Here is a 25315-nt window from a genome sequence, read left to right as displayed (position 1 = left end):
GTCAGTGGTGGGGGGGTTCGAGGACAAGCCTGCCACACACCCTGGTGGCCGTGACGCCCCCCGGCAGGTGGAGAGGGCCCTGTCCGCGCCAGCGCGTCAGGAGCCCGTCGAGGCTCAGCACGTGCTCCCGACCGAGGGCTCCCGCCGGGCACCCTGCGGCGAGCGCCGCCAGGCGCAGCGCCCGGGTCCGCAGCGCCGGGAGCGCGGCCTCGAGGACCGCGACGTCGAGGAGCACGCGGCCCGGACCGTCCTCGTCGACGAGCGCCGCGGACAGCAGCTCTCGGGCCAGGGCCGACAGCGCGGCGTCGTCGTCGTGCAGCTGGTCGGCCGTGCGGACGAGGGCGTCCACGACGCCAGGTCCGAGCACGTCGTCGAGCAGCGGCAGGACCGCGGCCCGCACCCTCGACCGCAGCGGGGCGTCAGGACCGTCCCCGGCGTTGGTCGGGTCGGTCCACCAGTCGACCTCGGCTGCGCTGCAGACTTCTTCGGTCTCGGAGCGCCGCAGGGCGAGCAGCGGTCTGCGCAGGCGCCCGACCTCGGCGCGCATGCCCGAGAGCGACCGCGCCCCGGACCCGCGGGCCAGCCCGAGCAGCACAGACTCCGCCTGGTCGTCCGCGGTGTGGCCGAGCAGGACGGCGACGGCTCCCCTCTGGTCGGCAGCCTCCCCCAGCGCCGCGTAGCGGGCGTCGCGGGCCGCACCCTCAGGGCCGCCGGACCCCGGGCCCCGGGCCACCTGGACGGTGCGTACCTCGACGGGGTCGAGCCCGAGCGCGCGGCAGCGGGCGGCGGCGTCCGCTGCCACCTGGTCGCTGCCGTCCTGGAGCCGGTGGTCGACGACGACGGCCCCGGCGCGCAGACCGAGCCGCGGCGCGACGAAGGCTGTCGTGGCGGCCAGCGCGAGCGAGTCGGCGCCGCCCGAGCACGCGACCAGCACCAGGGCACCCGGGTGCTCGGCGGCCAGCGGCGCGAGAGCTGCACGCACGTGCAGCCGCGCGAGGGCGACGGCCCGTGGCGGTCCGCTCACCCGAGGGCGCCTAGCTCAGCCGTGCACACGACGGACCCACGCGACGGGGTCGGCGATCTCGCGCGGGGAGGGCAGGGCGTCGGGTCCGCTCCAGACGGCGTTGACACCGTCGGTCCCCACGACGCGCGTGACGCCCCGGACGAAGGCCGCACCGTCGCGGTACTGCGCCATCTTCGCGTCCATGCCGAGGAGCCTGCGCAGGACCCTGTCCGGTGTGCTCGTGCCGCCGGCCGAGCGGCGGGCGCTGAACTTCCGGCGGATGCTGCGGACCGTGGGCACGACCGAGCTGCCGACGGCGTCCATGGCCACGTCGGCGTGCCCCTCGAGCAGAGCCATGACGGCACCGACCTCGTCGAGGGCCTGGCGCTGCGTGGGGGTCAGCACGCCGTCGACGAGAGACAGCGTCTGCCCGTCGGGCCCCGTCGTGCCCCGCACGGCCGAGACGACCGCGCGTGCCGCGCCGAGGAGTCGGGCGGGTGCCTGCCGGAGGTCGCTCGTGCTGGTGCTGAGGTCCGCGAGGAGCGTCTGCGTCTTCGCGCGGAGGTGGTCGGCGATCCACGGCGCGGCCGCGGTCTGGAGGGCGTGCGTCTGCTCGTGCAGGCACACCCAGAGCCTGAAGTCCTCGGGGCGCACGCGCAGGTCCCGCTCGGTCTGGAGCACGTTCGGTGCGACCAGCAGCAGGTTGCCGTCGGCAGGACCGAAGGGGTCGAACTGGCCCAGGATCTTGGTCGAGAGCAGCGCGAGGGTCGCGCCCACCTCGGCGCTCGCGACGAGCTCGGCGGCGAGCGGGACGGACCGGGTCGGCAGGCGCAGCGCCCCGGCGGTCATCGACTGCATCGAGCGGGCGCTCGCCCTGGCCCATCCCGGCCTGTCGAGGACGAGGACCCCGGAGAGCCCCGTCGCGGAGAGGTCACGACCGTCGGCCGCGGTCATCCGGGTGATCTCCAGGACGGGGTCGACGGCCCGGGCCGCGGCCCCGCGCAGCGACGCGACGAGGGCCTCGAGCTCGTCCCGGCTCGCGACAGGTCCGGGGCTCGCGAGCCTGCCGGCGATCTGGGCGGCGTCCTCCCAGTCGACGAGCTCGCGGGCCTGCCTCCCAGGCTGCTGGTCCTGCTGGCTCATCGGCAGCCGCAGTCCGTCAGCGCAGCCACGAAGCCGTCGATCGCGGCCCGGGCGTCCCACTGGCCGGGTCCGGGGGCCTGGTCGGCCATGACGACGAACAACAGCTCGCGACCGTCGTCCGTGAGCAGGTTCCCGGCGAGGGAGGTGACCCCGGGGAGGCTGCCGGTCTTGGCCCGCACGAGCCCTGCGGCGTCGGTCGAGACGAAGCGGTCGCTCAGCGTCCCGTCGAGCGCGGCGACGGGCATGCCCGTCATGACGGTCCGCAGCTCGGGGTGCGACGGGCTCGACATCACGGCGAGGAGCTCTGCCAGCGTCGTCGCCGAGGCCCTGGACCCGTCACCGAGCCCGCTCGCGTCGGCGAGCGTGAGGCCCTCGGTGTCGACCCCCAGCCTGTCGAGCTGCTGGGCGACGGCCTGGGTCGCGCCCCCGAAGGACGCCGGGAGACCGGCCTCGATCGCGACGAGCCGACCGACCACCTCGGTGATGGTGTTGTCCGAGGTGTGCAAGAAGTACTCGACCACCTGGCCGAGGGGTGCGGAGTCGACCGATCCGAGGACGGTGTCGCCAGCCCCCGACGTCCCACGGGTCGGCTCGCCCTCGACCGTGACGCCGTGCTGGCCGAGGGCCGCGGCGAAGGTGCGTGCGGCGGCCATGGCCGGGTCGTCGGTCCGCGGCGCGTACTCCCCCGCGCTGAGCCGCCCGGTGTCCACGGCGACGGCGGCGACCGGGGCCGCGAAGCCCAGGCCCGGGATGTCGTCGGCCCAGGGGCCCGTCGCCGAGCCCGTGAAGAGCGAGTCGTCGAGCGTGAGCTGGACCGTCGTGCCCCCGGTGAGCCTGAGGGTCTCGGCGACCTGCGCCGCGAGGTCGTCGAGCCCGGCACGCCCGTTGACGGCTGCGGGGTCGCCCGCACCGGCAGCGAGCATCATGTCGCCGCCGCCGACCAGCGTGAGCCGCCCTGACGCAGCCTGCGTCACCGTGGTGGTCAGGACGGAGTCGGGGTCGAGGGTGCTCAGCGCCGCGGCGGCCGTGAAGAGCTTCTGGATCGACGCCGGGACCCGTGGCGTGCCCGGGGTCGAGGAGGCTAGGACCTCGCCGGTCAGCGCGTCCGAGACGACGACCCCGACAGAGGGACCGAGGCGAGGGTCTGCCACGACGGCGTCGACGGCTGCCTGGAGCTCCGCGGCCCCGGGCGTCGGCGCGGCAGGGTCGAGGGTGCTGACCACGCTCGTGGGCGCAGCACCGAGGGTGGCTCCCGGGGCTGTCGGGAACGGGGCCGGCGGGGCGGGCTCTGGGCCGATCGTGAGGATGCCGGGGACGAAGTCGTGGATGTCGGCCCAGGCATACCCACCCGTGACGACGAGGGCTGCCGCGACAGTCCCCGTGACTACTCGGGCCATCAGCGCCATGCTCGTCGTGTCCTCTGGTCGGTCTCGCGGCTGCCGGCGTCCCGCACTCGCTCGCGTGGGCGCCGTGGCGTGCTCTCGCGCACACCGTGCGGTCAGACTAGGTCACTCAGGGCACCTCGGGCGATCTCCCACCCCGATCCGACAGGTTGTCGTCTACCCTGGCGAGTGGACACACCGACCGTCGGCCTGTCGACAGGCCGCATCACGACCGCACTCCCCGGCGCACCGCCTGCCACGGGAACGGTGCTACTGGAGGAAAGAACAGTGGAGTTCGACGTCACGATCGAGATCCCCAAGGGTCAGCGCAACAAGTACGAGGTCGACCACAAGACCGGTCGCATCCGTCTGGACCGCATGCTCTTCACCTCTACGCGGTACCCGGACGACTACGGGTTCATCGAGGGCACGCTCGGCGAGGACGGCGACCCGCTCGACGCGCTCGTCCTGCTCGAGGAGCCGACCTTCCCCGGCTGCCTGATCCGCTGCCGCGCGCTCGGCATGTTCCGCATGCGCGACGAGGCCGGCGGCGACGACAAGGTCCTCTGCGTGCCGACCGGCGACCAGCGTGCCGCGTGGCGCCAGGACATCGACGACGTCTCGGACTTCCACCGTCTCGAGGTCCAGCACTTCTTCGAGGTCTACAAGGACCTCGAGCCGGGCAAGTCCGTCGAGGGCGCCCACTGGACCGGCAAGGCCGAGGCCGAGGCAGAGATCGAGCGCTCCTTCCAGCGGGCCAAGGACGCGGGCTACTACAACCACTGAGGCCGCCGCGGGCCGGTGACCCCGGCTCGCGCAGCACCAGAGCACAGCAGGTACGACACGCAGCAGGTACGACGAAGGGCGGCTCCCGCGGGAGCCGCCCTTCGTCGTACCTGCTGTGCTGGGCAGATGCCCGCAGATGCCTGCAGAGGCCCGGATCGGTCAGGGGCGACCGGCGACGGGGACGAGGGTCTTGTTCCAGCGCATGTGCGTCACGCGCGAGGGCACGCCGGGCTCGGCGGCCTCGACGATCTGCCCGTTGCCGGCGTACATGGCCACGTGGAAGATCGTCGACGGGTCGTTCGGGTTCGAGGCCCAGAAGACCAGGTCGCCCGGACGCATGGCGTCGAGGCTCACCTTGGCCGACTGCGTGTACTGGTCGCGCGAGGTCCGGCGGATCGAGAGACCGGCGTTGCCCCAGGCCTTCGAGGTGAGGCCCGAGCAGTCGTAGGCGCTCGGTCCGTTGGCACCCCAGACGTAGGGCAGACCGGTCTGGGTCTTCGCCCAGTCGACGGCCGCCTGGCCCTGCGCGGCGCTGCCGCGCCAGCTGCCACCTGTCGACGGCGGCGGCGTGACGGGGGGCTTGACCACGGGCGGGGTCACGACAGGAGGCGTCACGACGGGCGGGGTGACCACGGGCGGGGTCACGACGGGGGGCGTCGTGGGAGCCGGGTTCGTCGGCGTCGTGGGCGCAGGCGTCGTCGGTGCCGGGGTGGTCGGTGCCGGGGTCGTGGGGGCCGGCGTGGTCGGGGCCGGGGTGGTCCCCGGCCGGTCGGTCGCCGGCGTGCTCGGCTGTGCGGGGACAGGCGAGGCGGCCGGGACGACCTCGCGCTCGACGCGGGCCCGGGCTGCCTCTTCGGCTGCGGCGGCACGCTGGGCGGCGAGACCGTCCTGGCGCTGCTGCTCGACCTCCACGCTCGTGCTGCGGGCCGCGGCGAGAGCGTTGACGAGGGTCGTGCGCTGCGCGGCCGCGTCGCTCACCGCGGTGTCGGCCTCGGCCTGCTTCTGCTGGGCGGAGGCGAGCGCGGTGTCAGCCTCGTCCTTCTTCGTCTGCTGGTCGGCGACAGCCTGGTCCGCGATCCCCTTGAGGGTCTCGGCGACGACGGTGTCGGCCTGGAACTGCTGGACGGCCTTGTCGGCCTTGGAGCCGACGAGGTCGACGGCGTTGGCCTCGCTCACGGCGTCCTGGACGCCGTCGACAGTGAGGAGCATGCCCACCTGGTCGAGCCCACCACCGTTGCGGGAGCTCTCGCGGGCGATCCCCACGAGGAGCTTGCGCGACTCTTCGGCCCGCGCAGCAGCGGCCTCGCTCTTGGTCGTCGCCTCGCTCGCGACGAGGACCGCGGCGTCGTAGTCGACGACGGCCTGCGTGTAGGCCGACCCGGCGAGCGCGGCGTCTTCGAGCGCGGTCTGCTGGGTCTGCTCGAGCTGGGCGATCTGGACGTCCATCGCGGCGACGTCTGTCGCGGCCTGCGCGACCTGCCCACGAGCCCGGTCGACCTCGTCCTGCGAGGGGACGGGGTCGTCGGCGAGCGCAGGGGTGCTGGCTCCGAGACCGATGACGAAGCTCAGGGCAAGAGCTCCGACGAGGGGACCGCGACGTGCTGCTGCCCGCCTGTCGCGCAGGGGTGACGCCATCTCGGGTGGTCCTCTCGCATGAATCTCGTGACGGTCCTCGTGAGCGTACCCACGGATGCCCCGTCTGTGAACATCTGTCACACCGTTCACGCAAGTATCACCCGCACCACACGTCACACGAGCCCCACCCGCGGCGTGAGACGCGGTGTCCACACAGTGAGACAGCAGGCCCTCGCGGCTTCCCCTGGGCCGCTGCGGCGCCCTACGCTCCCAGCATGACGATGCGAATGTGTTGCTGACCGAGCACCCCTGAGCTCACCGAGCCCGCGGACCCGCGCCCTACCCGGCGTCAACCCCGAGGCTCACTGCTCGACAGCGCGTCGTCGAACCAGCCTGGCCCCTGCGGGACGGACCGCAGGCCGTCCGGCCGCTCCCGGCCCCGTCTGCCCCTCCTGCTCTCGCAGGGACGCGACAGGCCGCCGCGGCCGGTCGCACAGGTGCGGCACGCGCTCCCCGCACCCGACCTTCCCAGGAGCCCTCATGACCTCGCCCAGCTGGTCCTTCGAGACCCGTCAGATCCACGCCGGCCAGACCCCCGACCCGACGACCGGGGCGCGCGCGCTGCCGATCTTCCAGACCACCTCCTTCGTGTTCCCCGATGCTGGCGTCGCCGCTGACCGCTTCGCCCTCAAGGACCTCGGCCCGATCTACACGCGCATCGGCAACCCCACGCAGGAGGCCGTCGAGAACCGCATCGCCGACCTCGAGGGCGGTGTCGGTGCGCTGCTGCTCTCCTCCGGGCAGGCTGCGACCACCTTCGCGATCCTCAACGTCGCCGAGGCCGGTGACCACGTGGTGGCGAGCCCCTCGCTCTACGGCGGCACGTACAACCTGCTCCAGAACACGCTGTCGAAGCTCGGCATCACCACGACCTTTGTCACCGACCCGCACGACCCGCAGGCCTGGCGCGACGCCGTCCGCCCGAGCACCAAGGCGTTCTTCGGCGAGACCATCCCGAACCCGCAGGCCGACATCCTCGACATCGAGGCCGTCGCCGCCGTCGCGCACGAGGTCGGCGTCCCGCTCATCGTCGACAACACCGTGGCGACCCCCTACCTGCTGCGCCCGATCGAGTTCGGCGCGGACATCGTCGTGCACTCGGCCACCAAGTACCTCGGCGGGCACGGCTCGGCCATCGGCGGCGTGATCGTCGACTCCGGCAACTTCGACTTCTCGAAGGACCCCGAGCGCTTCCCCGGCTTCAACACCCCGGACCCCAGCTACGACGGGCTCGTCTACGCCCGCGACCTCGGCGTCGACGGGATCCTCGGCGCGAACCTCGCCTACGTCCTCAAGGCGCGCGTGCAGCTGCTCCGCGACCTCGGCTCGGCCATCTCGCCCTTCAACGCCTTCCTCATCGCGCAGGGCATCGAGACGCTGTCGCTGCGCGTCGAGCGGCACGTCTCGAACGCGGCGACAGTCGCGGCCTGGCTCGAGGCCCGCGACGACGTGGCCCGCGTCCACTACGCCGGCCTCGAGTCGAGCCCGTGGCACGCCAACGCCCTCAAGTACACGCCGCGCGGTGCTGGCGCGATCGTCGCCTTCGAGATCGAGGGCGGCTCCCCCGCCGGGCAGGCCTTCGTGTCGGCGCTCGAGCTGCACTCGAACGTCGCGAACATCGGCGACGTCCGTTCCCTCGTCATCCACCCGGCGTCCACGACCCACAGCCAGCTGTCGCCCGAGGAGCAGGCGGCCTCCGGCGTCACGCCGGGTCTCGTCAGGCTGAGCGTGGGCATCGAGCACGTCGACGACATCCTCGCCGACCTCGAGGGTGGCTTCATCGCCGCCAAGGGTGCCGTCGAGGGTGCCGCCGGAGCACCCGCCGCGCAGGACGCGTGAGCCGACAGTGAGCGAGGTCCCGGCGTCCCGCCCAGGCCGCGACGACCCGTCACGGGCCGCCGTGGACACCCGGGTGCCGGGCGCCGGGACCTCCGTACAGTGGACGACGATGACCGACGAGCAGCAGCGTCCGGGCGACCGGACCGACGACGTCGACCGGGGCGCTCCCCAGCCGCAGGGCTGGAGCCGCTCCGGGGGGCCCTCGCGCGCGCAGTCGCGACGCCTAGACCCGACCACCTTCCCGGCGAGCGGCGCCTGGCGACCCGGCGACCCCGTCGGCGACAGGCAGCACGTCGAGATCGGCACCCTCGAGCTCGAGGGTGGCGGGCAGCTCCCCGGCGTCCAGGTCGCCTACGAGTCGTGGGGCACGCTCAACGACCGCCGGGACAACGCCGTGCTCGTGCTGCACGCCCTCACCGGCGACAGCCACGTCACCGGCGAGGCGGGCCCGGGCCACCCGACCGCCGGCTGGTGGTCCGAGATGGTGGGGCCGGGCGCACCCATCGACACCGACAGGTACTACGTGGTGGCCCCGAACGTGGTCGGCGGCTGCCAGGGGTCGACGGGGCCGTCGAGCCTCGCGCCCGACGGCGCGCCGTGGGGCTCTGCCTTCCCGATCATCACCGTGCGCGACCAGGTCGCCGCCGAGATCGAGCTCTCCAGGTCGCTGGGCATCACCTCGTGGGCCCTCGTGGTCGGCGCCTCGATGGGAGGGCTGCGGGCTCTCGAGTGGACGCTGCTCGGCCCCGAGGCCGGCATCGAGGTCGAGTCCGCCGCGATCATCGCCTCGGCTGCGCAGACCCCCGGGGACCAGATCGCCTGGGCGCACCCGCAGCTCACCGCCATCCACGCCGACCCGAGGTTCCGCGGCGGCGACTACTACGACGCGGCCGACGGCGACGGTCCGCACGTCGGCCTCGGCATCGCCCGGTCGATCGCCCACACCACCTACCGCAGCGCCCTCGAGTTCGACGAGCGCTTCGGGCGGATCCCGCAGGGCGGCGACGACCCCATGCACGGCGGACGGTTCGCCGTGCAGTCCTACCTGGACCACCACGCGTCCAAGCTCGCCCGCCGCTTCGACGCCAACAGCTACGTGGTGCTCACCGAGTCGATGCTGACCCACGACCTCGGCCGGGACCGGGGCGGTGTGACGACGGCGCTCCAGTCCATCCGCTCACGGGTGCTGGTGGTCGGCGTGGACACCGACAGGCTGTTCCTCCCGGCCGAGTCGGAGCGGATCGCGCGGGAGGTCCCGCGCGCCGAGCCCGTGCGGCTGCTGCGCTCGGCCTACGGGCACGACGGGTTCCTCATCGAGTTCGACCAGCTCGGGCCGATCGTCGGCGAGTTCCTCGCCGGGGTGCACAAGCGCCGCTGAGCGTCGCGGCACGGACGGTCCTGTCCGAGCACGGCTAGGCCCGGTGCGACCGGAGGGTCTTCTCGACGAGGAGCACCACGACCCCCACGACCACGAGCGCCCCGGAGACGACGAGCCCCGTCCGCAGGGCGTGCTGGGCGGACTCGGTGAACACGTCGGTGATCGACCCCACGAGAGCCGGCGAGACAGACGGGCTGGTGACCGCGAGGGTCGCCCGCTCGGAGAGCAGCCCGAGGGCTGCCATGAGCAGCCCCGTGCCCACGGCAGACAGGACGCCGACCCAGAGGAGCACGAGGCCGCGGGAGTACGCGAGGGCGAGAGCCAGCACGAGGACCGCGAGCGCGACCCACGGCGCCCAGGTCGCGACGAGCGTGAGGGCCTCGTAGCCGGTCCGGGCGTCGTCGAGGGCGCTGCTCTGGAACAACGGGACGCTCGTGTCGAAGGTCGGGATCGCGTCGGCGCTGACGAGCCCGGACTCGACGATCCGTGCGGTGACGGCGTCGGCCACGGCTCCGAGCTCGAGGACCACCTGACCAGAGTCGTCGAGGGTGACGCGGGAGGTCTCACCCTGGAGCAGGGCGAGGACCGTGCTGTGAGCCGTGCGGTTCGCCTGTGACCAGACCGAGGCGAAGGTATCGCTGGCCACGGCCTGCTGCACGGCTCCCTCGACGATGCCGCGCACCCCGGTGTCGACCGTCGCGACCCCTGTCGCGGGCACCTGCCCGACCACCTGGGTGGTCAGCTGGTCGGCGAGGGCTGCCTGGACCGCAGGGTCGGCGACGACCTCGTCGGCGACGGCGACGTACCCGTCGGTGTCCGCCACGGTGTCGTCCGCCCACCGTGCTGCGAGCGTGAGCGGCAGGAGGACGGAGACGACGAGGACGAGCACCCCTGCGGCGCCAGAACGGGCGGGGTTGCGTCTGCTGCGGGTCATGAGGCACAGCGTACGGGGAACCTGCTTGCAGCCGGGGCGGGAGGCTGCGGGGCGCTCACTCTCCGCCCCGGAGCGTCACACGTCCTCCCCGCGTCGCCGGCGCGAGGCTCCGAGCAGCAGCAGGCCGAGGAGCACCGCAGCCGCCGCCACGAGCGCACCTGCGGGATCGGCACCTGTCCTGGACAGCAGCCCGTGCTGGGGGGTGGAAGGCGTCGGTGCCGCTGGCGCTGAGGGACCAGAGCTCCCCGGTGCCACGCTCGGGGTGGTCGGCAGGGCCGGGGTAGTTGGGGTGGTCGGCGGGGTCGGCAGGGTCGGGTCGACGGGTGCCGCGACCACCTCGAAGTCGGCTGCCACGCTGCCGCTGCGCTCCCCCGTGAGGGTCACGGTGTGCGCACCGAGCTCGATGTCGGCCGGGAGCACGAAGGAGAAGGTCACCGTGCCGTCAGCGTCGGCGACCTGGGTCCCGAGGTCGACGGGCGTCGACTCGAGGAGACCAGCCACGGTCTCTCCGGGCAGGAACCCGCGACCGTACGCGACCTGCTCAGCACCGCTGAGGAGGCTCTCGGCCTCGAGGGTGAGGGACGCGCCGCCGACCCTGACGAAGGAGGCCTCGGAGGTGTTGCCCGCCTCGTCGGTCGCTGTCGCCGAGAGGAGCGTCCCTGCGGGGACCTGCTCCTCGGGGTCGCAGACGAAGCGACCGTCGGGTCCGGCTGTCGCGGTGCAGAGCACTGTGCCACCGGAGTCGCTGACGGTCACCGTGGTCCCGGGCTCGGAGAGCCCGGTGACGAGGTCGCCCGTGGTGGGATCGAGATCCGGGGCGGGCGGCGCGGTCCCGTCCACGACGACGCTCACGGGTGTGGAGCCGACGCTCGTCCTCCCGGACCCGTCCACCTGGGTGGCGACGAAGGTCGTCGTGCCCTCGGGCAGCGGCTGGGCTGGGCTGCAGGCCCACGTCCCCGAGGTCGTCACGACGACTGTGCAGATCTCGCCCCCGCCGACGACAGAGACCGTGAGCGTCGCCCCGGACGCCCCAGACCCTGAGATCTGGACCGTCGGGCTGACCCGGCTGCCGTCGGTCGGCGCGAGGATCGCCGGCGCCTCGGCGGCTGTCGTGTCGACGACCTGGACGGTGCTCGTCGCGTCCGCGGTGGTCCCGCCGACCGTGAAGGTGACGGTCGCCGTCCCCGGCGCGAGCGAGGTGAGGGTCGCCGTGTACGTGCCGTCCCCCTGGTCGACCGTCGGCGAGACCTCGCCCAGGTCCGTGGAGAGGACGACAGCGGCTCCGCCCTGGGTGAGCGGGTTCCCTACGGAGTCCAGCAGCCGGACCGTGAGCGTCGACGCGTCGACGCCTCCGGACTCGATGGTCGTGGGTGCGACGGTGAGGGTCGACGTCGTCGGTGAGGGCGGACCGGCGACGAGCTCGACCGTCGCCGTCCCGGTCCCCGGGACGCCGTCGACGGCGAAGGAGACCGTGGCCGTCCCGGCCGTCGTGGCCGTCGTGAGCGTCGCTGTGGACGAGCCGTCGCCGTTGTCGGTGACGCCCGAAAGCGTGCCGAGGTCCGTGGAGAAGGTCACGGCGCCGCCCCCTGTCGTCAGCGGGTTGCCCTGTGCGTCGCGCAGCCGGACCGTCACGGCCGAGGTGCTCGTCCCGTCGGCCACGAGGACCGTCGGGGAGGCCGAGACCGTCGACGTCGCGGGGTCGGCTCCCCCGGGGACGAGGGACACGACAGTCGTCGCCGAGGCCTGGGTCCCGCCGATCGAGAAGCCGAGGGTCGCGTCCCCGGTGCTGGTGCCTGTGAGGCGGGCCGTGTAGGTGCCGTCTCCGAGGTCGGTCGTGGCCGTCACGTCACCCAGCGAGGTGGTGACGACCACCGTGCCGCCCGACGAGACGAGGGGGTTGCCGAAGCCGTCGAAGAGGCGGACGGTGACGGTCGCCCCGTCGACACCGTCGGCGACGATCGAGCTCGGGGCGGCCAAGATCTGAGAGGTCGACGGCGAGGCCTCTCCCTCCACGAAGCTCACCACGAGGGTGCGCGTGCCCGGTGTGCCGTCGAGCGTGTAGGACACCGTCGCCTGACCAGCGACGAGCGGTGCCGTGAGCACAGCCGAGTAGCTGCCGTCACCGTTGTCTGACGTCGCCGAGAGGGTCCCGGCGTCTGTCGCGATCACCACGGCGCCGCCCGAGGTGGTCAGGGTGTTCCCTGCGAGGTCGCGCAGCTGCACGGTGATGACGGACTCGACGTCGTCTCCCACGACGAGGGTGGACTCCGAGGCCGAGATCGTCGAGGTGGTCGGGTTACCAGCACCGACGACCAGGTCGACAGTCGCCGTCTCGTCGGCGGCGACACCCCCGACCGTGAAGCTCAGGACAGCCGTGCCGGGTGTGGTGGCCGCTGTGTAGGTCGCCGAGTAGGTGCCGCCTCCGTTGTCTGTGGCAGCAGTCACCGAGCCAGCGGTCGTGGAGACCACGACGGTCCCGCCGGAGGACGTCAGCGGGTTGCCATTGGCGTCGCTGAGCCGGACCGTGACGTCCGAGGTCGACGTGCCGTCGGCGAGCAGCACGTCCGGGGAGGCCTCGATCGTCGAGGTCGTGGGGCTGGCTGTCCCGGCGACGAAGGTCACTGCCGCCGTCTCGAGACCAGGGGTCCCGTCGAGAGTGAAGCTGAGGGTCGCGACCCCGGCGGTCACGGCTGAGGTGAGCGTCGTTGTGTAGGTGCCGTCGCCGACGTCGGTGGTCCCCGAGACCGTCCCCGCGTCTGTCGCGACGACGACGGTCTCGCGGGAGGAGGTGATGGGGTTGCCGAGAGCGTCCCGGAGCCTGACGGTCACCACAGAAGTCGAGACCCCGTCGGCGACGACCTGCCCCGGAGACGCCTCGATGGTCGTCAGGGTCGGGTCGGCAGCACCTGCCACGAGGGCGACCGTGGCTGTCGCCTCTGCGGGCACCCCGTCGACCGTGAAGCTGATGGTCGCGGTCCCTGTCGTGGTGGGAGCCAGGAGGGTCGCCGTGTACGTGCCGTCGCCCTGGTCTGTCGTCGCGCTGACCGAGCCGGTGTCGGTGATCAGCACGACGGTGCCACCCGAGGAGGTGAGCGGGTTGCCGTTCGCGTCGATCAGACGGACGGTGAGCGTCGAGGTGGAGACCCCGTCGGCGGTGATGGTCGTCGGGTCGGCCTCGACGACAGAGCGCGCGGGGTCGCCCGGACCGGCCACGAAGGACGCCTGGGCTGTCTGGGCACCGGCCGCGCCGTCGAGCGTGAAGCCCACGGTCGCCGTGCCCACGGTGGTCGCGGAGGTGAGGGTCGCCGTGTAGGTGCCGTCTCCGAGACCGGTGACGGGTCCGACAGCGCCGAGGTCCGTCGTGACGGTGACGGGCACGCCGCCTGCCGCCACAGGGTTGCCCTGGGCGTCGACGGTCCGGACCGTGACTGTCGCCGTGGTCGTGCCGTCGGCGACGAGGGTCGTCGGGGACACCTCGACGGTGGTCCGCGTCGGGTCTGGGGCTCCGGCGACGAGGTCGACGGTGGCTGTCGCCTCGGCGGCCGAGCCGTCGAGCGTGAAGCCGAGCGTCGCGGTCCCGACCGTCGTCGCGGCCGTGAGGACCGCTGTGTAGCTGCCGTCCCCGAGGTCGGTCACCGTGCTCACGGTGCCGAGGTCTGAGGTGACCACGACGGTTCCGCCGCTCGAGGTGAGCGGATTGCCGTTGGCGTCGACCAGGCGGACGGTGACCGTCGAGGTCGACGAGCCGTCGGCCGTGAGCGTGGTCGGGTCTGCCTCGATGGTCGAGGCGGTCAGGTCGGCGGCGCCGGCTGTGAGCTCGACCGTGGCGGCGGCGTCTGCGGGGACGTCGTCGAGGGTGAAGGACAGCGTCGCCGTGCCGGTGGTCGTCGAGGACGTCAGGACGGCTGTGTACGTGCCGTCGCCGTTGTCGGTCGTCGTGCCGAGCGTCCCCGCGTCGGTCGCGATGACGACGGCACCGCCGGAGGTCGTCAGCGGGTTGCCGTTCGTGTCGAGCAGCCGGACGGTGACCGTCGAGGTCGAGGCGCCGTCAGCGGTGATCGACGTCGGGCTCGCCTCGACGGTCGAGGTCTCGGTGTCAGCGGGCCCCGCCACGAAGCCGACGGCTGCCGTGGCCTCCGCAGCCGCGTCGCCGAGCGTGAAGGACAGCGTCGCCGTGCCGGCCGTCGTCGAGGACGTCAGCTCGGCCGTGTACGTGCCGTCACCGACGTCCGTCGTCGCACCGACGGTCCCGGCGTCTGTCGCGACGACGACGGTCCCGCCGGAGATCGTCAGGGCGTTGCCGTTGGCGTCGACCAGACGGACCGTCACCGTCGAGGTCGACGCCCCGTCGGCCGTGATCGACGTCGGGGACGCCTCGATCGTCGAGGTCGTCGGGTCGGCTGCGGCAGGCAGGAGGTCGACCGTCGCGGAGGACTCTGCGGGCTGGTCGTCGACTGCGAAAGTCACGGTCGCCTGGCCCGCGAAGGTCCCCGAGGTGAGCGTCGCCGTGTAGGTGCCGTCGCCGACGTCGGTGGTCGAGGAGACCGAGCCGAGGTCCGTCGAGACGAGGACGGTCCCGCCCGAGCTCGTCAGGGGGTTGCCGTTCGCGTCGACCAGACGGACCGTCACCGTCGAGGTGGACGTCCCGTCAGCGGTGATCGACGTCGGGGACGCCTCGACGGTCGAGGTCGTCAGGTCGACGGCGCCAGCCGTGAGGTCGACCGTGGTGGTCGCCTCCGCGGCCACGTCGTCGAGCGTGAACGACAGCGTCGCTGTCCCGGCCGTCGTCGAGGACGTCAGCTCAGCCGTGTAGGTGCCGTCACCCACGTCGGTCGTGGCACCCAGGGTGCCCGCGTCGGTCGCGATCGCGACAGTCCCAGCCGACGTCGTCAACGGGTTGCCGTTCGCGTCGACCAGCCGGACCGTGATCGTCGAGGTCGACGCACCGTCAGCCGTGATCGACGCAGGGCTCGCAGAGATCTCCGACAGGCCAGCCGAAGCCTCACCCGCCACGAAGGTCACGGGAACAGTCGGCCCAGCCACCTCACCACCCAGGGTGAACCCCACGGCAGCGACACCCGCAGCCGTCGACGACCTCAGGAGAGCCGTGTAGGACCCGTCCCCCTCGTCGACAGTGCCCAGCACCTCCCCACGCGAGGAGAGCACCACCACCTCGCCACCCGAGGACACCAGCGCGTTCCCGTTCGCGTCGACCAACCGCACGGTGACCGTCGAGGTCGAGACACCGTCGGCGGTGATCGACATCGGGTCTGCCTCGATCGTCGAGGACCCCAGATCGACCGCGCCCGCGGTGAACGCGACGGGCGCCGTCGCCGGGGCCCCGGCACCGTCGAGGGTGAAGGAGACCGTCGCCGTCCCTGCGGTCTGAGCCGAGGTGAGCACTGCCGAGTACGTGCCGTCGCCGGCATCCGTCGTCGCGCCCACGGTGCCCAGGTCTGTCGCGACGACCACGAGGCCGCCCGAGGTACCCGTCGGGTTCCCGTTGGCGTCGAGGAGCGTCACCGTCACCGTGGAGGTCGACGTCCCGTCGGCCAGGATCGTCGTCGGCGAGGCCGAGATGGTCGACGCCGAGAGGTCGACGTCGCCAGGCGTGAACGCGACGCTCGCGGTCTGCGTCCCGGGCGCATCGTCCAGGCTGAAGGAGACCGTCGCCGTACCAGCCGTCGTCGCGGAGGTCAGCTCGGCTGTGTACGTGCCGTCGCCGACGTCGGTCGTCGGACCGACAGTGCCACCCTCTGTCGCGATGACTACCGTCCCGCCCGACGTGGTCAGGGCGTTGCCGTTGGTATCGAGCAGCTGGACCGTGATCGTCGAGGTCGAGATGCCGTCGGCCGTGATGGACGTCGGGGCGGCCTCGATGGTCGAGGTCGCAGCGTCAGCCGCGCCCGCCAGGAGCTCGACGGCTGTGGTCGCCTCTGCGGGGACATCGTCCAGGGTGAAGGACAGGGTCGCGGTGACGGCCGTCGTCGAGGACGTCAGCTCGGCCGTATAGGTCCCGTCACCGACGTCCGTCGTGGTACCCACGGTGCCCGCGTCTGTCGTGACAACCACCGTCCCACCCGATGAGGTCAGGGGGTTGCCGTTCGCATCGAGCAGCCGGACGGTGACGGTCGAGGTTGACGTGCCGTCAGCGGTGATCGACGTCGGGGACGCCTCGATCGTCGACGCCGTCAGGTCGGCCGCGCCGGCCGTGAAGTCGACCGTCGCGGTCGCCTCCGCCGACACGTCGTCCAGGGTGAAGGAGAGTGTCGCCGTGCCGGCCGTCGTCCCAGACGTCAGGACAGCCGTGTACGTACCGTCGCCGACGTCCGTCGTCGCACCGACGGTCCCTGCGTCCGTCGCGATCACGACGGTCCCGCCCGAGGTCGTCAGCGGGTTGCCGTTGCCGTCGAGCAGCCGGACGGTGACCGTCGAGCTCGACGCACCGTCAGCCGTGATCGACGTCGAGGACGCCTCGATCGTCGAGGTCGTCAGGGCTGCTGGACCGGCCGTGAAGTCGACCGTGGCGGTCGCCTCGCCGGGGACGTCGTCGAGGCTGAAGGACAGCGTCGCCGCCCCGACCGTCGTCGCAGACGTCAGCTCAGCCGTGTACGTGCCGTCACCGACGTCCGTGGTGGCTCCGACGGTGCCTGCGTCTGTCGAGATCACGATGGTCCCACCGGAGGTCTTCAGCGGGTTCCCGTTCGTGTCACGAAGCTGGACCACGAGCTGGGAGGTGCTCGTCCCGTCGGCGACGATGCTGTCCGGGGTCGCGACGATCGTCGACGCCGCGAGGTCGACAGCCCCGACCAGCAGCTCGACCTGCGCGGAGCCCGGTGCGTCGATGCCGCCGACTGCGTACCCGAGGGTGGCTGTGCCTGCCGTGGTGCTGGAGGTGAGGGTCGCCGTGTGCAGGCCGTCTCCCACGGCCGTCGTCGCGGTGACGGTCCCGAGGTCTGTCGTGATGGAGACGACGTCGGTCGACCCGACGATGGTGTTGCCCTGAGCGTCCTTGAGCTGCACCGAGACGAGGGATGTGGACGAGCCGTCGGCGAGGATCTCGGTCGGGTTCGCCGAGATCTCCGACAGCCCGAGGTCGACGGGCCCGGGGACGAAGGCGACGCTCGCCGTGCTGGTCGCCTCGTCGTCGCCGATCGCGAAGCCGAGGGTGGCCGCGCCTGTCGTGGACGACGAGGTCAGGACTGCCGAGTACGTGCCGTCGCCGTTGTCTGTGGTCGCCGAGACAGAGCCGAGGTCTGTCGAGACGACCACGATACCGCCCGAGGTCTCGAGCGCCGTCCCCTGAGAGTCCCGGAGCCGCACGGTGATGGCAGACGTCGACGTGCCGTCTGCCACGATCGAGGTCGGGGAGGCGTCGATGGTCGAGGTCGTCGGGTCGGCGGAACCGACCACGAGGTCGACCGTCGCCCGGGCAGAGCCCTCGACACCGTCGACGGTGAACGTCAAGGTCGCGGTCCCCGGGGTCGTGGTCGACGTGAGCGTGGACGTGTACGTGCCGTTGCCCTGGTCGACGGTCCCGGTGAGCGTCCCGAGGTCGCTCGAGACGACGACGTCACCTCCACCTGTCGTGACGGCGTTGCCCGCTGCGTCGCGGAGCTGGACCGTCGCGACGGCCGTCGACGTCCCGTCGGCCGTGATCGCGACAGGGTCTGCGGTGATCGTCGAGAGCGTGAGGTCGACAGGTCCGGCGACGAGCCCGACCTCTGTCGTCGCCGTCGCCTGGGTGCCGTCGACCGTGAAGGACAGCACGGCCGTCCCAGTCGTCGTGGGGGCTGTCAGCGTGGAGATGTACGTCCCGTCCCCGTTGTCGGTCGTGCCGGAGACCGTCCCGGCCGACGTCGCGACGACCACGTCTCCGCCGGAGGCCGTGAGCGGGTTGTCGAAGCCGTCGAGGAGCGTCACCGTCACCTCGGTCGTCGCGGCGCCGTCGGCGACGAGGGTCGGGTCGGCAGCGACGATCGTCGAGCGTGCTGGGGAGGCGTCTCCCGGCACGAAGGTCACCGTCGTCGTCCGTGCCCCGACCACGGCGTCGAGCGTGAAGCTCACCGTCGCGACCGAGACCTCCGAGGGTGCTGTGAGGATCGCGCTGTACGTCCCGTCGCCGTTGTCTGTCGTCGGACCGACGGTGCCCTCGCTCGTGGCGATGGCCACGGTGCCCCCCGATGTGGTGAGCGGGTGCCCGAGCGAGTCGCGGAGCTGGACGGTGATCTCGCTCTGCGACGCGTTGTCAGCCACGAGCTCGGCGACCGAGGCGGAGATCGTCGAGGTCGTCGCGTCGGCGGGGCCGGCGACGAAGGTCACCGACGCCGGGCTCCCCTGGACCGCGGCGCCGCCGAGGGTCGCGGACACCTGGTAGGTGCCCGGCGTCGTCGACGTGACCGGGACCGAGCAGGTCCCTGCGGCCGAGGTCGTGCAGGTGGTCGACGCCGGCGACGCCCCCGGTGCCACCGAGACGACGAGCGCCACGCCTGCGACGAGACCGCCCGCAGCGTTGCGCGCCGTGACCGTCGCCGAGAGCGAGTCGACGCCGTCGGCGACAGCCGTGCCCGGCTCCACGGTGAGCGTCGACAGTGCCGCGTCGACGACGTCGTCGTCGAGCACGGTGAGGTCGACCGGTGCCAGGACGAGCCCGTCGAAGTTCTGGTCGGTCGACGTCACCGTGTGCGTGATGGTCGTCTGCCGCGTGCCGTCGGTCTCGGCGTCGTCCACTGCGGTGACGACCAGCGAGACCGAGCCGCCCGTGGTCGGCAGGCTCGCCGTCGAAGGGTCCACCGTCGCCCAGGCGGGGGTGCCGACTGTCGCCGCGACGAGGATCGGGGCTGTCGCCGCGAGCGTGCTGGACACCGTGTAAGAGGAGCCGAGGTCGCCCTCCGTCACGGTGACCGACGTCGGTGCGATCGTGAGCGGAGAGACGTAGGTGACCGACCCGTCGGTCGAGGTCGACTCGGCGGAGAGGTTGCCCGACGCGTCGGACACGGCCCCGGCGGGCAGCGAGAGTGTCACGGTGCCCGAGGCGTCCGCGCGGGCCGTGACCGTGTAGAGGGTGTCGTTCACCTTCGCCACCGCCGTGACACGAGTCCCCTGGGCTGTCGAGCCTGCCGTGGAGAAGTCCGAGGCTGTGAGGGCACCCGCACCCGAGGTCGCGAGGGGCTCCGAGACGGCGACGGTGAACCTGAGGTCGCGCACAGAGGTCGGGTCGGCCTGGCTCGCCGCCTGGTCGACCGTGACGCGGGGCCCGCAGAGGTCGGCCTGGGTCTGCTGGACCGTCCTGGAGTACTGCGAGGCCCTACCCGTCGCGTCGATCGTCTGCACCCTGATCTGGCCAGGACCGAGCGTGTAGGGGACAGTCATCTGGCCGGCTGCGCTGAGCGTCTGGCGGCCCAGGTGAACGGTGGCACCGCTCGTCGCGCCTGTCGGGAGGTAGTACGCGTCGATGCTGACGGGGACGGTCGGGACGGTTCCGGAGGAGGGCGGTGTGACGGAGATCGACAGGGTGCACTGCGCAGAGTCATAGCTCGTCGCCGTGGGGTACCAGGTCGAGACCTGGGAGTTGGAGGCCGCGGTCGCGTTGGTCAGCATCGAGACGGCGCTCGTCTCGTTGCCCGCACCGACGCCTCCGTAGGACGCCGTGCCGAAGGTGTTGCGCTGGGCTGTGAGGATCCCGGTCCCGGCGAGGTAGACCGAGCTGCTCGTGAAGCCGTCGAAGTAGTTGTCCTCGATGCGCCAGCCGCTCTGCTGGGCCGCGGTCCGGCTCAGGAGGGCGTAGACGGCGTAGGACGTGGTGCCGGCATTCGCCCCGGCATTGTCGAAGGTGTTGCCCGAGATGACGTTCGGGGCCCCGAGCCCCGGGGTGTTGATGAAGACCAGGGTGTACCCGGCGGTCAGGCTGTTGCGGGTGAAGGTGTTCCCGACGATCTGCGCGTTGGTGAGCGTGAAGCCGCGCAGGTCGAGGGCGTGGTTCGCCCCGCCGAAGCCCTCGAACCTCGACCCGATGACCGTGAGGTTGCTCAGTGTCGCTGCCCCCTGACCCTGGAGTCCTGTGTAGCGCTCGGTGTCAGGGTCGTACATGTGGATGCGGTCGAGGGTCAGACCGTCGACTGTCGCCCCTGCGGCGATCCTGATCGCGGACCCGCCTGCGGCGTAGGTCGAGCCGATCTCGACGGCTCGGACCGTCACCCGGTCCGCACCGTCGGCGAGCCACAGGAAACGCTCGAGGTCGATGCTGCCCGGGTCGAGAGAGGAGCCGTTCTCGATGACGGCGCCGTCGCCCGCCGGGCCGACCACGACGGCAGTCTCGTTGGACCTCACGGTGGTGAAGTTCCGGAGCGTGACGCCGGGGCCGTTGAGGTAGATCGCGGTCGAGCCGTAGACGTCGTTGAGCGATCTGATACCGAGGCGGCCCTGGAAGTCGAGGGTCACCGGAGCCGTCGCCACGAAGTACGCGCCCAGGTCGCCGAGCGGCGTGAGCGCACCCGAGTACATCCAGCCCGCGGACGTCGTCGCGTGCCCGACGATCGTCCCCGAGGTCTGCACCCCGGGGGTGCTCGCGTCGACGTCCTCGGCGGGAGCGATGGTCACGGTGTCGGTCGTGCCGATCGCGTTGGACTCCTGGAGCGCCGCGCGGAGGGTGCACGCCCCTGCGGCCGTGGCGCAGACCCCGTCACCGACGGTCGCGTCGTCGCCGACCGCGCTCAGGCTGTCGACGAGGAAGGTGCGGTCCGCAGCCGAGGCCGTGGTCGCGGGAAGGACGGCGAGGAGCGACGCCAGCATCGCCGTGACCGCGACGGCGCCGGCAGACCGGACCCAGGCCCGACGGGTGCGGGCAGGTCTGGGACCAAGGTCCGAGTCGCGCGTGTTCATGTGTCCCCTCCGGACGAGGTCTACTGACCTCTTGGCGACCGCCCCCGTTGGTAAGGCGAGTCTCGTCTTGGGGGGAAGCGGCAGCAATGCTAGGGTCAGATTTCACCCGCTCGACGTTCTCAAGCCCCGCGGGCCTTGAAATCTGCCCATTCTGAGTGCCATATGAGGGCTCGAGGCCGGCGTTTGGGTGGAGCTCGAAGTGGACGGGACGAAACGTCTAGGTGTATGTGTGCACCTCCAAGCTCGGGCACTGCTGCGCGAGCGCACCTCGAGACGGCACCAGCAGGCCCCACGTCTGCGGTCTGAGACACGCCGACGACAGGTCGGGGTCCGGTGCGGCACCATGTCCTCATGACAGCCGACCTCGCGCAGATCTCCGCAGCCCTGACGAACCAGTGGTCCCTCCTGCGTGCGTGGGTCGCACCTCTCGGTGACGACCTCTTGGGCACACGGGACCGACCGTCGAGCCTAGACGGCTGGACGAACGGTGAGCTCGTGGCACACCTCGGCCGGGCGATGGAGGCCTTGGCTGTGTGCACGCCGGCCCCCGCGGGCACGGTGCCGCTGACCCTCGCCGAGTACCTCGGGACCTACCCCGAGCGGGCCGCAGACATCGACCAGGTCACCCGTGCGCTCGCCGCGGAGATCGCGCACGCACCGCTCGTCGAGGTCGAGGCGCGAGCCCAGAAGGCCTTCGCCGCCCTGGACGCTCTCGGCCCCGACGGGCACAGGGTCGTCCAGGCCCGCCGCGGCCCCATCCGGCTGCGAGACATGGCGATGTCGCGCCTCGTCGAGCTCGTGGTCCACGCCGAGGACCTCGTCGCGTCGCTCGCGGGGGTCGTCGGCTCGGCGGGCTCGGCGAACCCGATCGACCGGACGGCGCAGCGGATCGTCGCCGAAGAGCTGCTCGACATCGTCGTGCGGCGCGGCGCCGGTTCGCTCGAGGTGACCGACGCGGGCCTGTGGATCAGGCTGGCCACAGGCCGGACCCCCTACGACGTCGACGACCTCGCCCGCGCGCTCGCCTCGCAGGACACCGCCGGCGGCGTGCCCGACCTCGGGCGGATGCTGCCGATCCTCTGACCAGGACGTCGACCTTGGTCCCCGTCGCGCCGAGCGCGTGCGCTGTACGTTGGGTCCATGCTTGCCGCATCCGTGACGCGCTTCTCGCCCGACTCGCCCGCAGACGGCCTCGAGGTCGGTGACAGGCCTGAGCCGGCGAGACGCGACGCGTGGACGACCGTCGACGTCCGCGCCGCCAGCCTCAACCACCACGACCTCTGGTCGCTGCGCGGCGTCGGTCTGCGGGCCGAGCAGCTCCCGATGATCCTCGGCACCGACGCCGCGGGCTACGCACCCGACGGGTCCGCTGTCGTCGTGCACGCGGTGATCGGCGCGGACGGCCACGGCGTCGGTCCGGACGAGCCGCGCACCCTGCTCTCGGAGAGGTACGACGGCACCCTGGCCGAGCAGGTGAGCGTGCCGACCCACAACCTGGTGCCCATGCCCTCGGACCTCTCCTTCGAAGAGGCCGCGTGCATCCCGACGGCGTGGCTCACCGCGTACAGGATGCTGTTCAGGTCGGCCCGGCTCACCCCGGGGCAGAGCGTCCTGGTGCAGGGGGCTGGCGGTGGTCTCGCCACGGCGGCGGTCGCGCTCGGCGCGGCAGCCGGTCTCGAGGTGATCGTCACCAGCCGGTCCGGCACGAAGCGTGCAGCTGCCGCAGCCCTCGGAGCCGCGCACGTCCTCGAGAGCGGTGCTCGGCTCCCGCACCGGGTCGACGCGGTGATCGAGTCGGTCGGCGCAGCGACCTGGTCGCACTCGGTCCGCTCCGTCCGGCCCGGCGGGACCATCGTGGTCGCCGGGGCCACCTCCGGGGACCCCACAGCCGCTGAGCTCACGCGGATCTTCTTCAACGAGATCTCGGTGCTCGGCGCCACCATGGGCACCCGCGACGAGCTGTCTGACCTGCTGGCCTTCATGGTGCGCACCGACCTGCGCCCCCGCATCGACCGGACCTACCCGCTCAGCGGGGCGCGCGACGCCGTGACCCGGCTCGCCGGCGGGGAGCACGTCGGCAAGATCGTCCTGACGCCATGACGGACCGGGTCCCGCTGCCGAGGTTCTTGTCGCGTGCCGAGACCCCCGAGGGTGTCGTGCCGGCCCTCGACGCGCACATCTCCGACGTGGTCGCGCACGAGCTCGCCCGCCGGACGCGGGCCGCGTCGCCGCGCACGCGCGGCGCGGGCTGGGAGCAGGACGTCCTCGGCGAGCCCTACGAGGTGCGGACCCTCGAGCTCACCCCCGACGACGAGGGGCCCGTCGTCGCCTCCCTGGTGCGGTACCGTCCGCCGGACGCCGTGCGCTCGGCCCGCGCCGTCCTCTACGTGCACGGGTGGTCCGACTACTTCTTCCAGACCGAGACCGCAGAGTTCTGGCACCGGCAGGGTGTCGCCTTCTACGCGCTCGACCTGCGCAAGTACGGCCGGAGCCTGCGCCCCGGCCAGACTCCCGGCTACGTGACGACGCTGCGCACCTACGACGAAGACCTCGCCGCAGCCCTGGCCGAGATCCGGGTCGACCTCGGTCCGCACACGGCCGTCATGCTGCACGGCCACTCGACAGGTGGGCTCACGGCCGTGCTGTGGGCAGACCGGCACCCCGGCCAGACCTCGGGCCTGGTCCTCAACAGCCCGTGGCTCGAGCTGCAGGGCTCGTCCGTGGTCCGCACGGTCTCGACGCCCGCGATCACGCAGCTCGCCAGGTTCCAGGCGAAGGCCCCGCTGCCCAACATCGACACCGGAAACTACGCACGCACCATCCGCAGGTCCGACGGTGGAGAGTGGGAGTTCGACGAGCGCTGGCGGCCCACCCCGACCTTCCCCGTCCGGGCCGGGTGGCTGCGGGCGATCATCGCCGGCCACGCCGAGGTGGCCCGTGGGCTGCGCATCACGCAGCCTGTCCTGATGATGGCCTCGTCGAAGACCGTGATCTCGCCGCGGTGGTCGGAGGACATGCGCTCGGCCGACTCCGTGCTCGACGTGGAGGCCATCGTCCGGCGGGCCGTCCAGCTCGGGCCGACAGTCACGGTGGCCCGGATCGCCGGGGCTGTCCACGACCTCGCCCTGTCTGCCCTGCCTGTGCGCAGCATGTACTACGCGCAGATACAGCGGTGGGCGAGCGCCTACGGCTGGTCGGACTCCTGAGCCTCTGAGACGAGCTCGTCGAGGCTCGGTCCTGCCTCGCCCGCGCGCCAGACCCGCCAGCCGTTCGAGGACGACGAGCCGGACAGCGCCTGCACGGCTGCGTCGGGGTCGCCGAAGCTCGCGCCGTCCGGGGCGTGCAGCAGACCGTCGAGGCCCAGGACCACCTCGAGACGCTCGCCGCGGCGGTGCCGGACCCACACGAGGTCGAGCGGTGCCTGGAGAGTGCGCGCGACGAGGGCGAGCCGGGCGTCGACGGGGGGCGCGGCGCTCGTCTCGACGGGCTCACCGTCCTGCGGGGGCGAGTCGTAGACCGGGTAGGAACGTTCACGCCGGGGCGCTGGATCCGGCCCTGCTGGCTGCGGGCCGCTGCGTCCGAAGGCATGGAGAGGCTGCGCCTCGGCGGGGCTCTGGCCAGGCGCGGACGTCGTCTCGGCTGGCGCCTGCGGGCGGACGTCAGGGTCGGCGCCGGGAGTGCTCAGGTCGAGCGAGACCGTCTGACGGGCCCCGAGCTCTCCGGGCCGCAAGGACGACACGTCGAGCAGACGTCGACCGTTCGCCCCCTCGACGACCCCGACCGTGAGGACCTGTACCCGCGCGGCGTCGACCGAGAGGAACGAGACCGCCTCGACAGCGTCGTCGTCGATCTCCGAGCAGACCAGGACCAGGCGGGCCGTGCGGCCTGATCCCGTCGCGCGCGGTGCGCCGTCCCGGTCGAAGAACGCGGCGAGGTCACGGTGGAACCTGTCGGGCCCCTGGGCATAGGACGCGGCGAAGGCTCGCCGGGTGATCCCCGAGGCCCGTCCGGCACCTCGGAGCGCGACGACGAGATGCTGGGCGGCGAGCAGCGGCACGGCCTGGACGACCACCGGGTCGCCTGCGGCGTCGATCGCGAGCACCGTCGCGGCACCATCACCGAGGGCGGCCGGAGCCGCCTCACGCTCGAGGGTCATGAAGAGCCGCTCGCCGAGCAGCGTCGGGAGGTGCTCGAGGACGACCGAGAGGACCTGCCCGAACGAGGCGTCGTCAGGGCGCATCGTCGTCACGGGCTCGGCGCGCGCGCCACCCTCGAGGTCGAACAGGGGCATCCCCACAGGGTAGCGATCCCGACCTCACAGCGACAGGGTCGTG

The 25315-nt window shown here is 72.4% G+C and carries 13 protein-coding genes; 6 read left to right on the top strand and 7 right to left on the bottom strand.

Going from position 1 to position 25315, the window contains the following annotated elements:
* Window position 1 precedes the first annotated feature (1 nt).
* From tilS to dacB, 3 genes are read right to left on the bottom strand one after another with little or no spacing between them, the layout of a single operon-like run.
* Window positions 2–1024 carry a tRNA lysidine(34) synthetase TilS gene (gene tilS, locus ASG53_RS02480; protein WP_056128012.1) on the bottom strand — a complete coding sequence of 341 codons (1023 nt, stop codon included), beginning with the start codon at window positions 1022–1024 and terminating at the stop codon, window positions 2–4.
* Window positions 1025–1039: 15 nt separating this feature from the next.
* Window positions 1040–2146 (bottom strand): zinc-dependent metalloprotease, encoded by a 1107-nt coding sequence (locus tag ASG53_RS02475; RefSeq protein WP_056128010.1) that lies wholly within the window; start codon window positions 2144–2146, stop codon window positions 1040–1042.
* Complete coding sequence (gene dacB / locus ASG53_RS02470) at window positions 2143–3543, bottom strand: D-alanyl-D-alanine carboxypeptidase/D-alanyl-D-alanine endopeptidase (protein ID WP_235533809.1); 1401 nt, start codon at window positions 3541–3543, stop codon at window positions 2143–2145. Before dacB ends, ASG53_RS02475 begins: the two co-directional genes overlap by 4 nt.
* A gap of 273 nt (window positions 3544–3816) precedes the next feature.
* On the opposite strand from dacB, the gene ASG53_RS02465 reads away from it, so the two are divergent.
* Window positions 3817–4314 carry an inorganic diphosphatase gene (locus ASG53_RS02465; protein ID WP_056128005.1) on the top strand — a complete coding sequence of 166 codons (498 nt, stop codon included), beginning with the start codon at window positions 3817–3819 and terminating at the stop codon, window positions 4312–4314.
* A 159-nt stretch (window positions 4315–4473) separates the two neighbouring features.
* Here ASG53_RS02465 and ASG53_RS02460 read toward each other — a convergent pair whose 3' ends face one another.
* On the bottom strand, window positions 4474–5949 hold the full coding sequence (locus tag ASG53_RS02460) for a C40 family peptidase (protein WP_056128002.1): 1476 nt from the start codon (window positions 5947–5949) through the stop codon (window positions 4474–4476).
* A 480-nt stretch (window positions 5950–6429) separates the two neighbouring features.
* On the opposite strand from ASG53_RS02460, the gene ASG53_RS02455 reads away from it, so the two are divergent.
* Together ASG53_RS02455 and metX are read left to right on the top strand one after the other, a co-directional pair.
* Window positions 6430–7788, top strand: a complete 1359-nt coding sequence (locus tag ASG53_RS02455; protein ID WP_056127999.1) for a bifunctional o-acetylhomoserine/o-acetylserine sulfhydrylase — start codon at window positions 6430–6432, stop codon at window positions 7786–7788.
* 109 nt (window positions 7789–7897) lie between these two features.
* Window positions 7898–9166, top strand: a complete 1269-nt coding sequence (metX, locus tag ASG53_RS02450) for a homoserine O-acetyltransferase MetX (RefSeq protein ID WP_200945445.1) — start codon at window positions 7898–7900, stop codon at window positions 9164–9166.
* A gap of 34 nt (window positions 9167–9200) precedes the next feature.
* Here the strand turns inward: metX and ASG53_RS02445 are convergent, their stop codons facing one another.
* Window positions 9201–10100 carry a hypothetical protein gene (locus ASG53_RS02445; RefSeq protein ID WP_156382639.1) on the bottom strand — a complete coding sequence of 300 codons (900 nt, stop codon included), beginning with the start codon at window positions 10098–10100 and terminating at the stop codon, window positions 9201–9203.
* Between the two features lie 75 nt (window positions 10101–10175).
* The gene (locus ASG53_RS19735; protein WP_056127994.1) at window positions 10176–20981 is read right to left on the bottom strand and encodes an invasin domain 3-containing protein; all 10806 of its coding nucleotides are present in this window, start codon (window positions 20979–20981) and stop codon (window positions 10176–10178) included.
* 351 nt (window positions 20982–21332) lie between these two features.
* On the opposite strand from ASG53_RS19735, the gene ASG53_RS02435 reads away from it, so the two are divergent.
* From ASG53_RS02435 to ASG53_RS02425, 3 genes are read left to right on the top strand one after another with little or no spacing between them, the layout of a single operon-like run.
* Window positions 21333–22064: a maleylpyruvate isomerase N-terminal domain-containing protein gene (locus ASG53_RS02435; RefSeq protein WP_056127989.1), complete on the top strand. Its 732-nt coding sequence runs from the start codon at window positions 21333–21335 to the stop codon at window positions 22062–22064.
* A gap of 57 nt (window positions 22065–22121) precedes the next feature.
* Window positions 22122–23081, top strand: coding sequence for a zinc-binding dehydrogenase (locus ASG53_RS02430; protein WP_056127986.1), 960 nt, complete (start codon window positions 22122–22124; stop codon window positions 23079–23081).
* Window positions 23078–24187 (top strand): alpha/beta hydrolase, encoded by a 1110-nt coding sequence (locus tag ASG53_RS02425; protein ID WP_082543728.1) that lies wholly within the window; start codon window positions 23078–23080, stop codon window positions 24185–24187. The genes ASG53_RS02430 and ASG53_RS02425 overlap by 4 nt, the downstream gene beginning before the upstream one ends.
* Here the strand turns inward: ASG53_RS02425 and ASG53_RS02420 are convergent.
* Window positions 24166–25272, bottom strand: a complete 1107-nt coding sequence (locus tag ASG53_RS02420) for a hypothetical protein (protein WP_056127982.1) — start codon at window positions 25270–25272, stop codon at window positions 24166–24168. The genes ASG53_RS02425 and ASG53_RS02420 overlap by 22 nt on opposite strands.
* Between the last annotated feature and the right edge of the window lie 43 nt (window positions 25273–25315).

Origin of the sequence: Sanguibacter sp. Leaf3 (assembly GCF_001425965.1) — a bacterium.
Classification (GTDB): Bacteria; Actinomycetota; Actinomycetes; order Actinomycetales; family Cellulomonadaceae; genus Sanguibacter; species Sanguibacter inulinus.
This window is presented reverse-complemented; position numbering and strand designations above follow the sequence as displayed.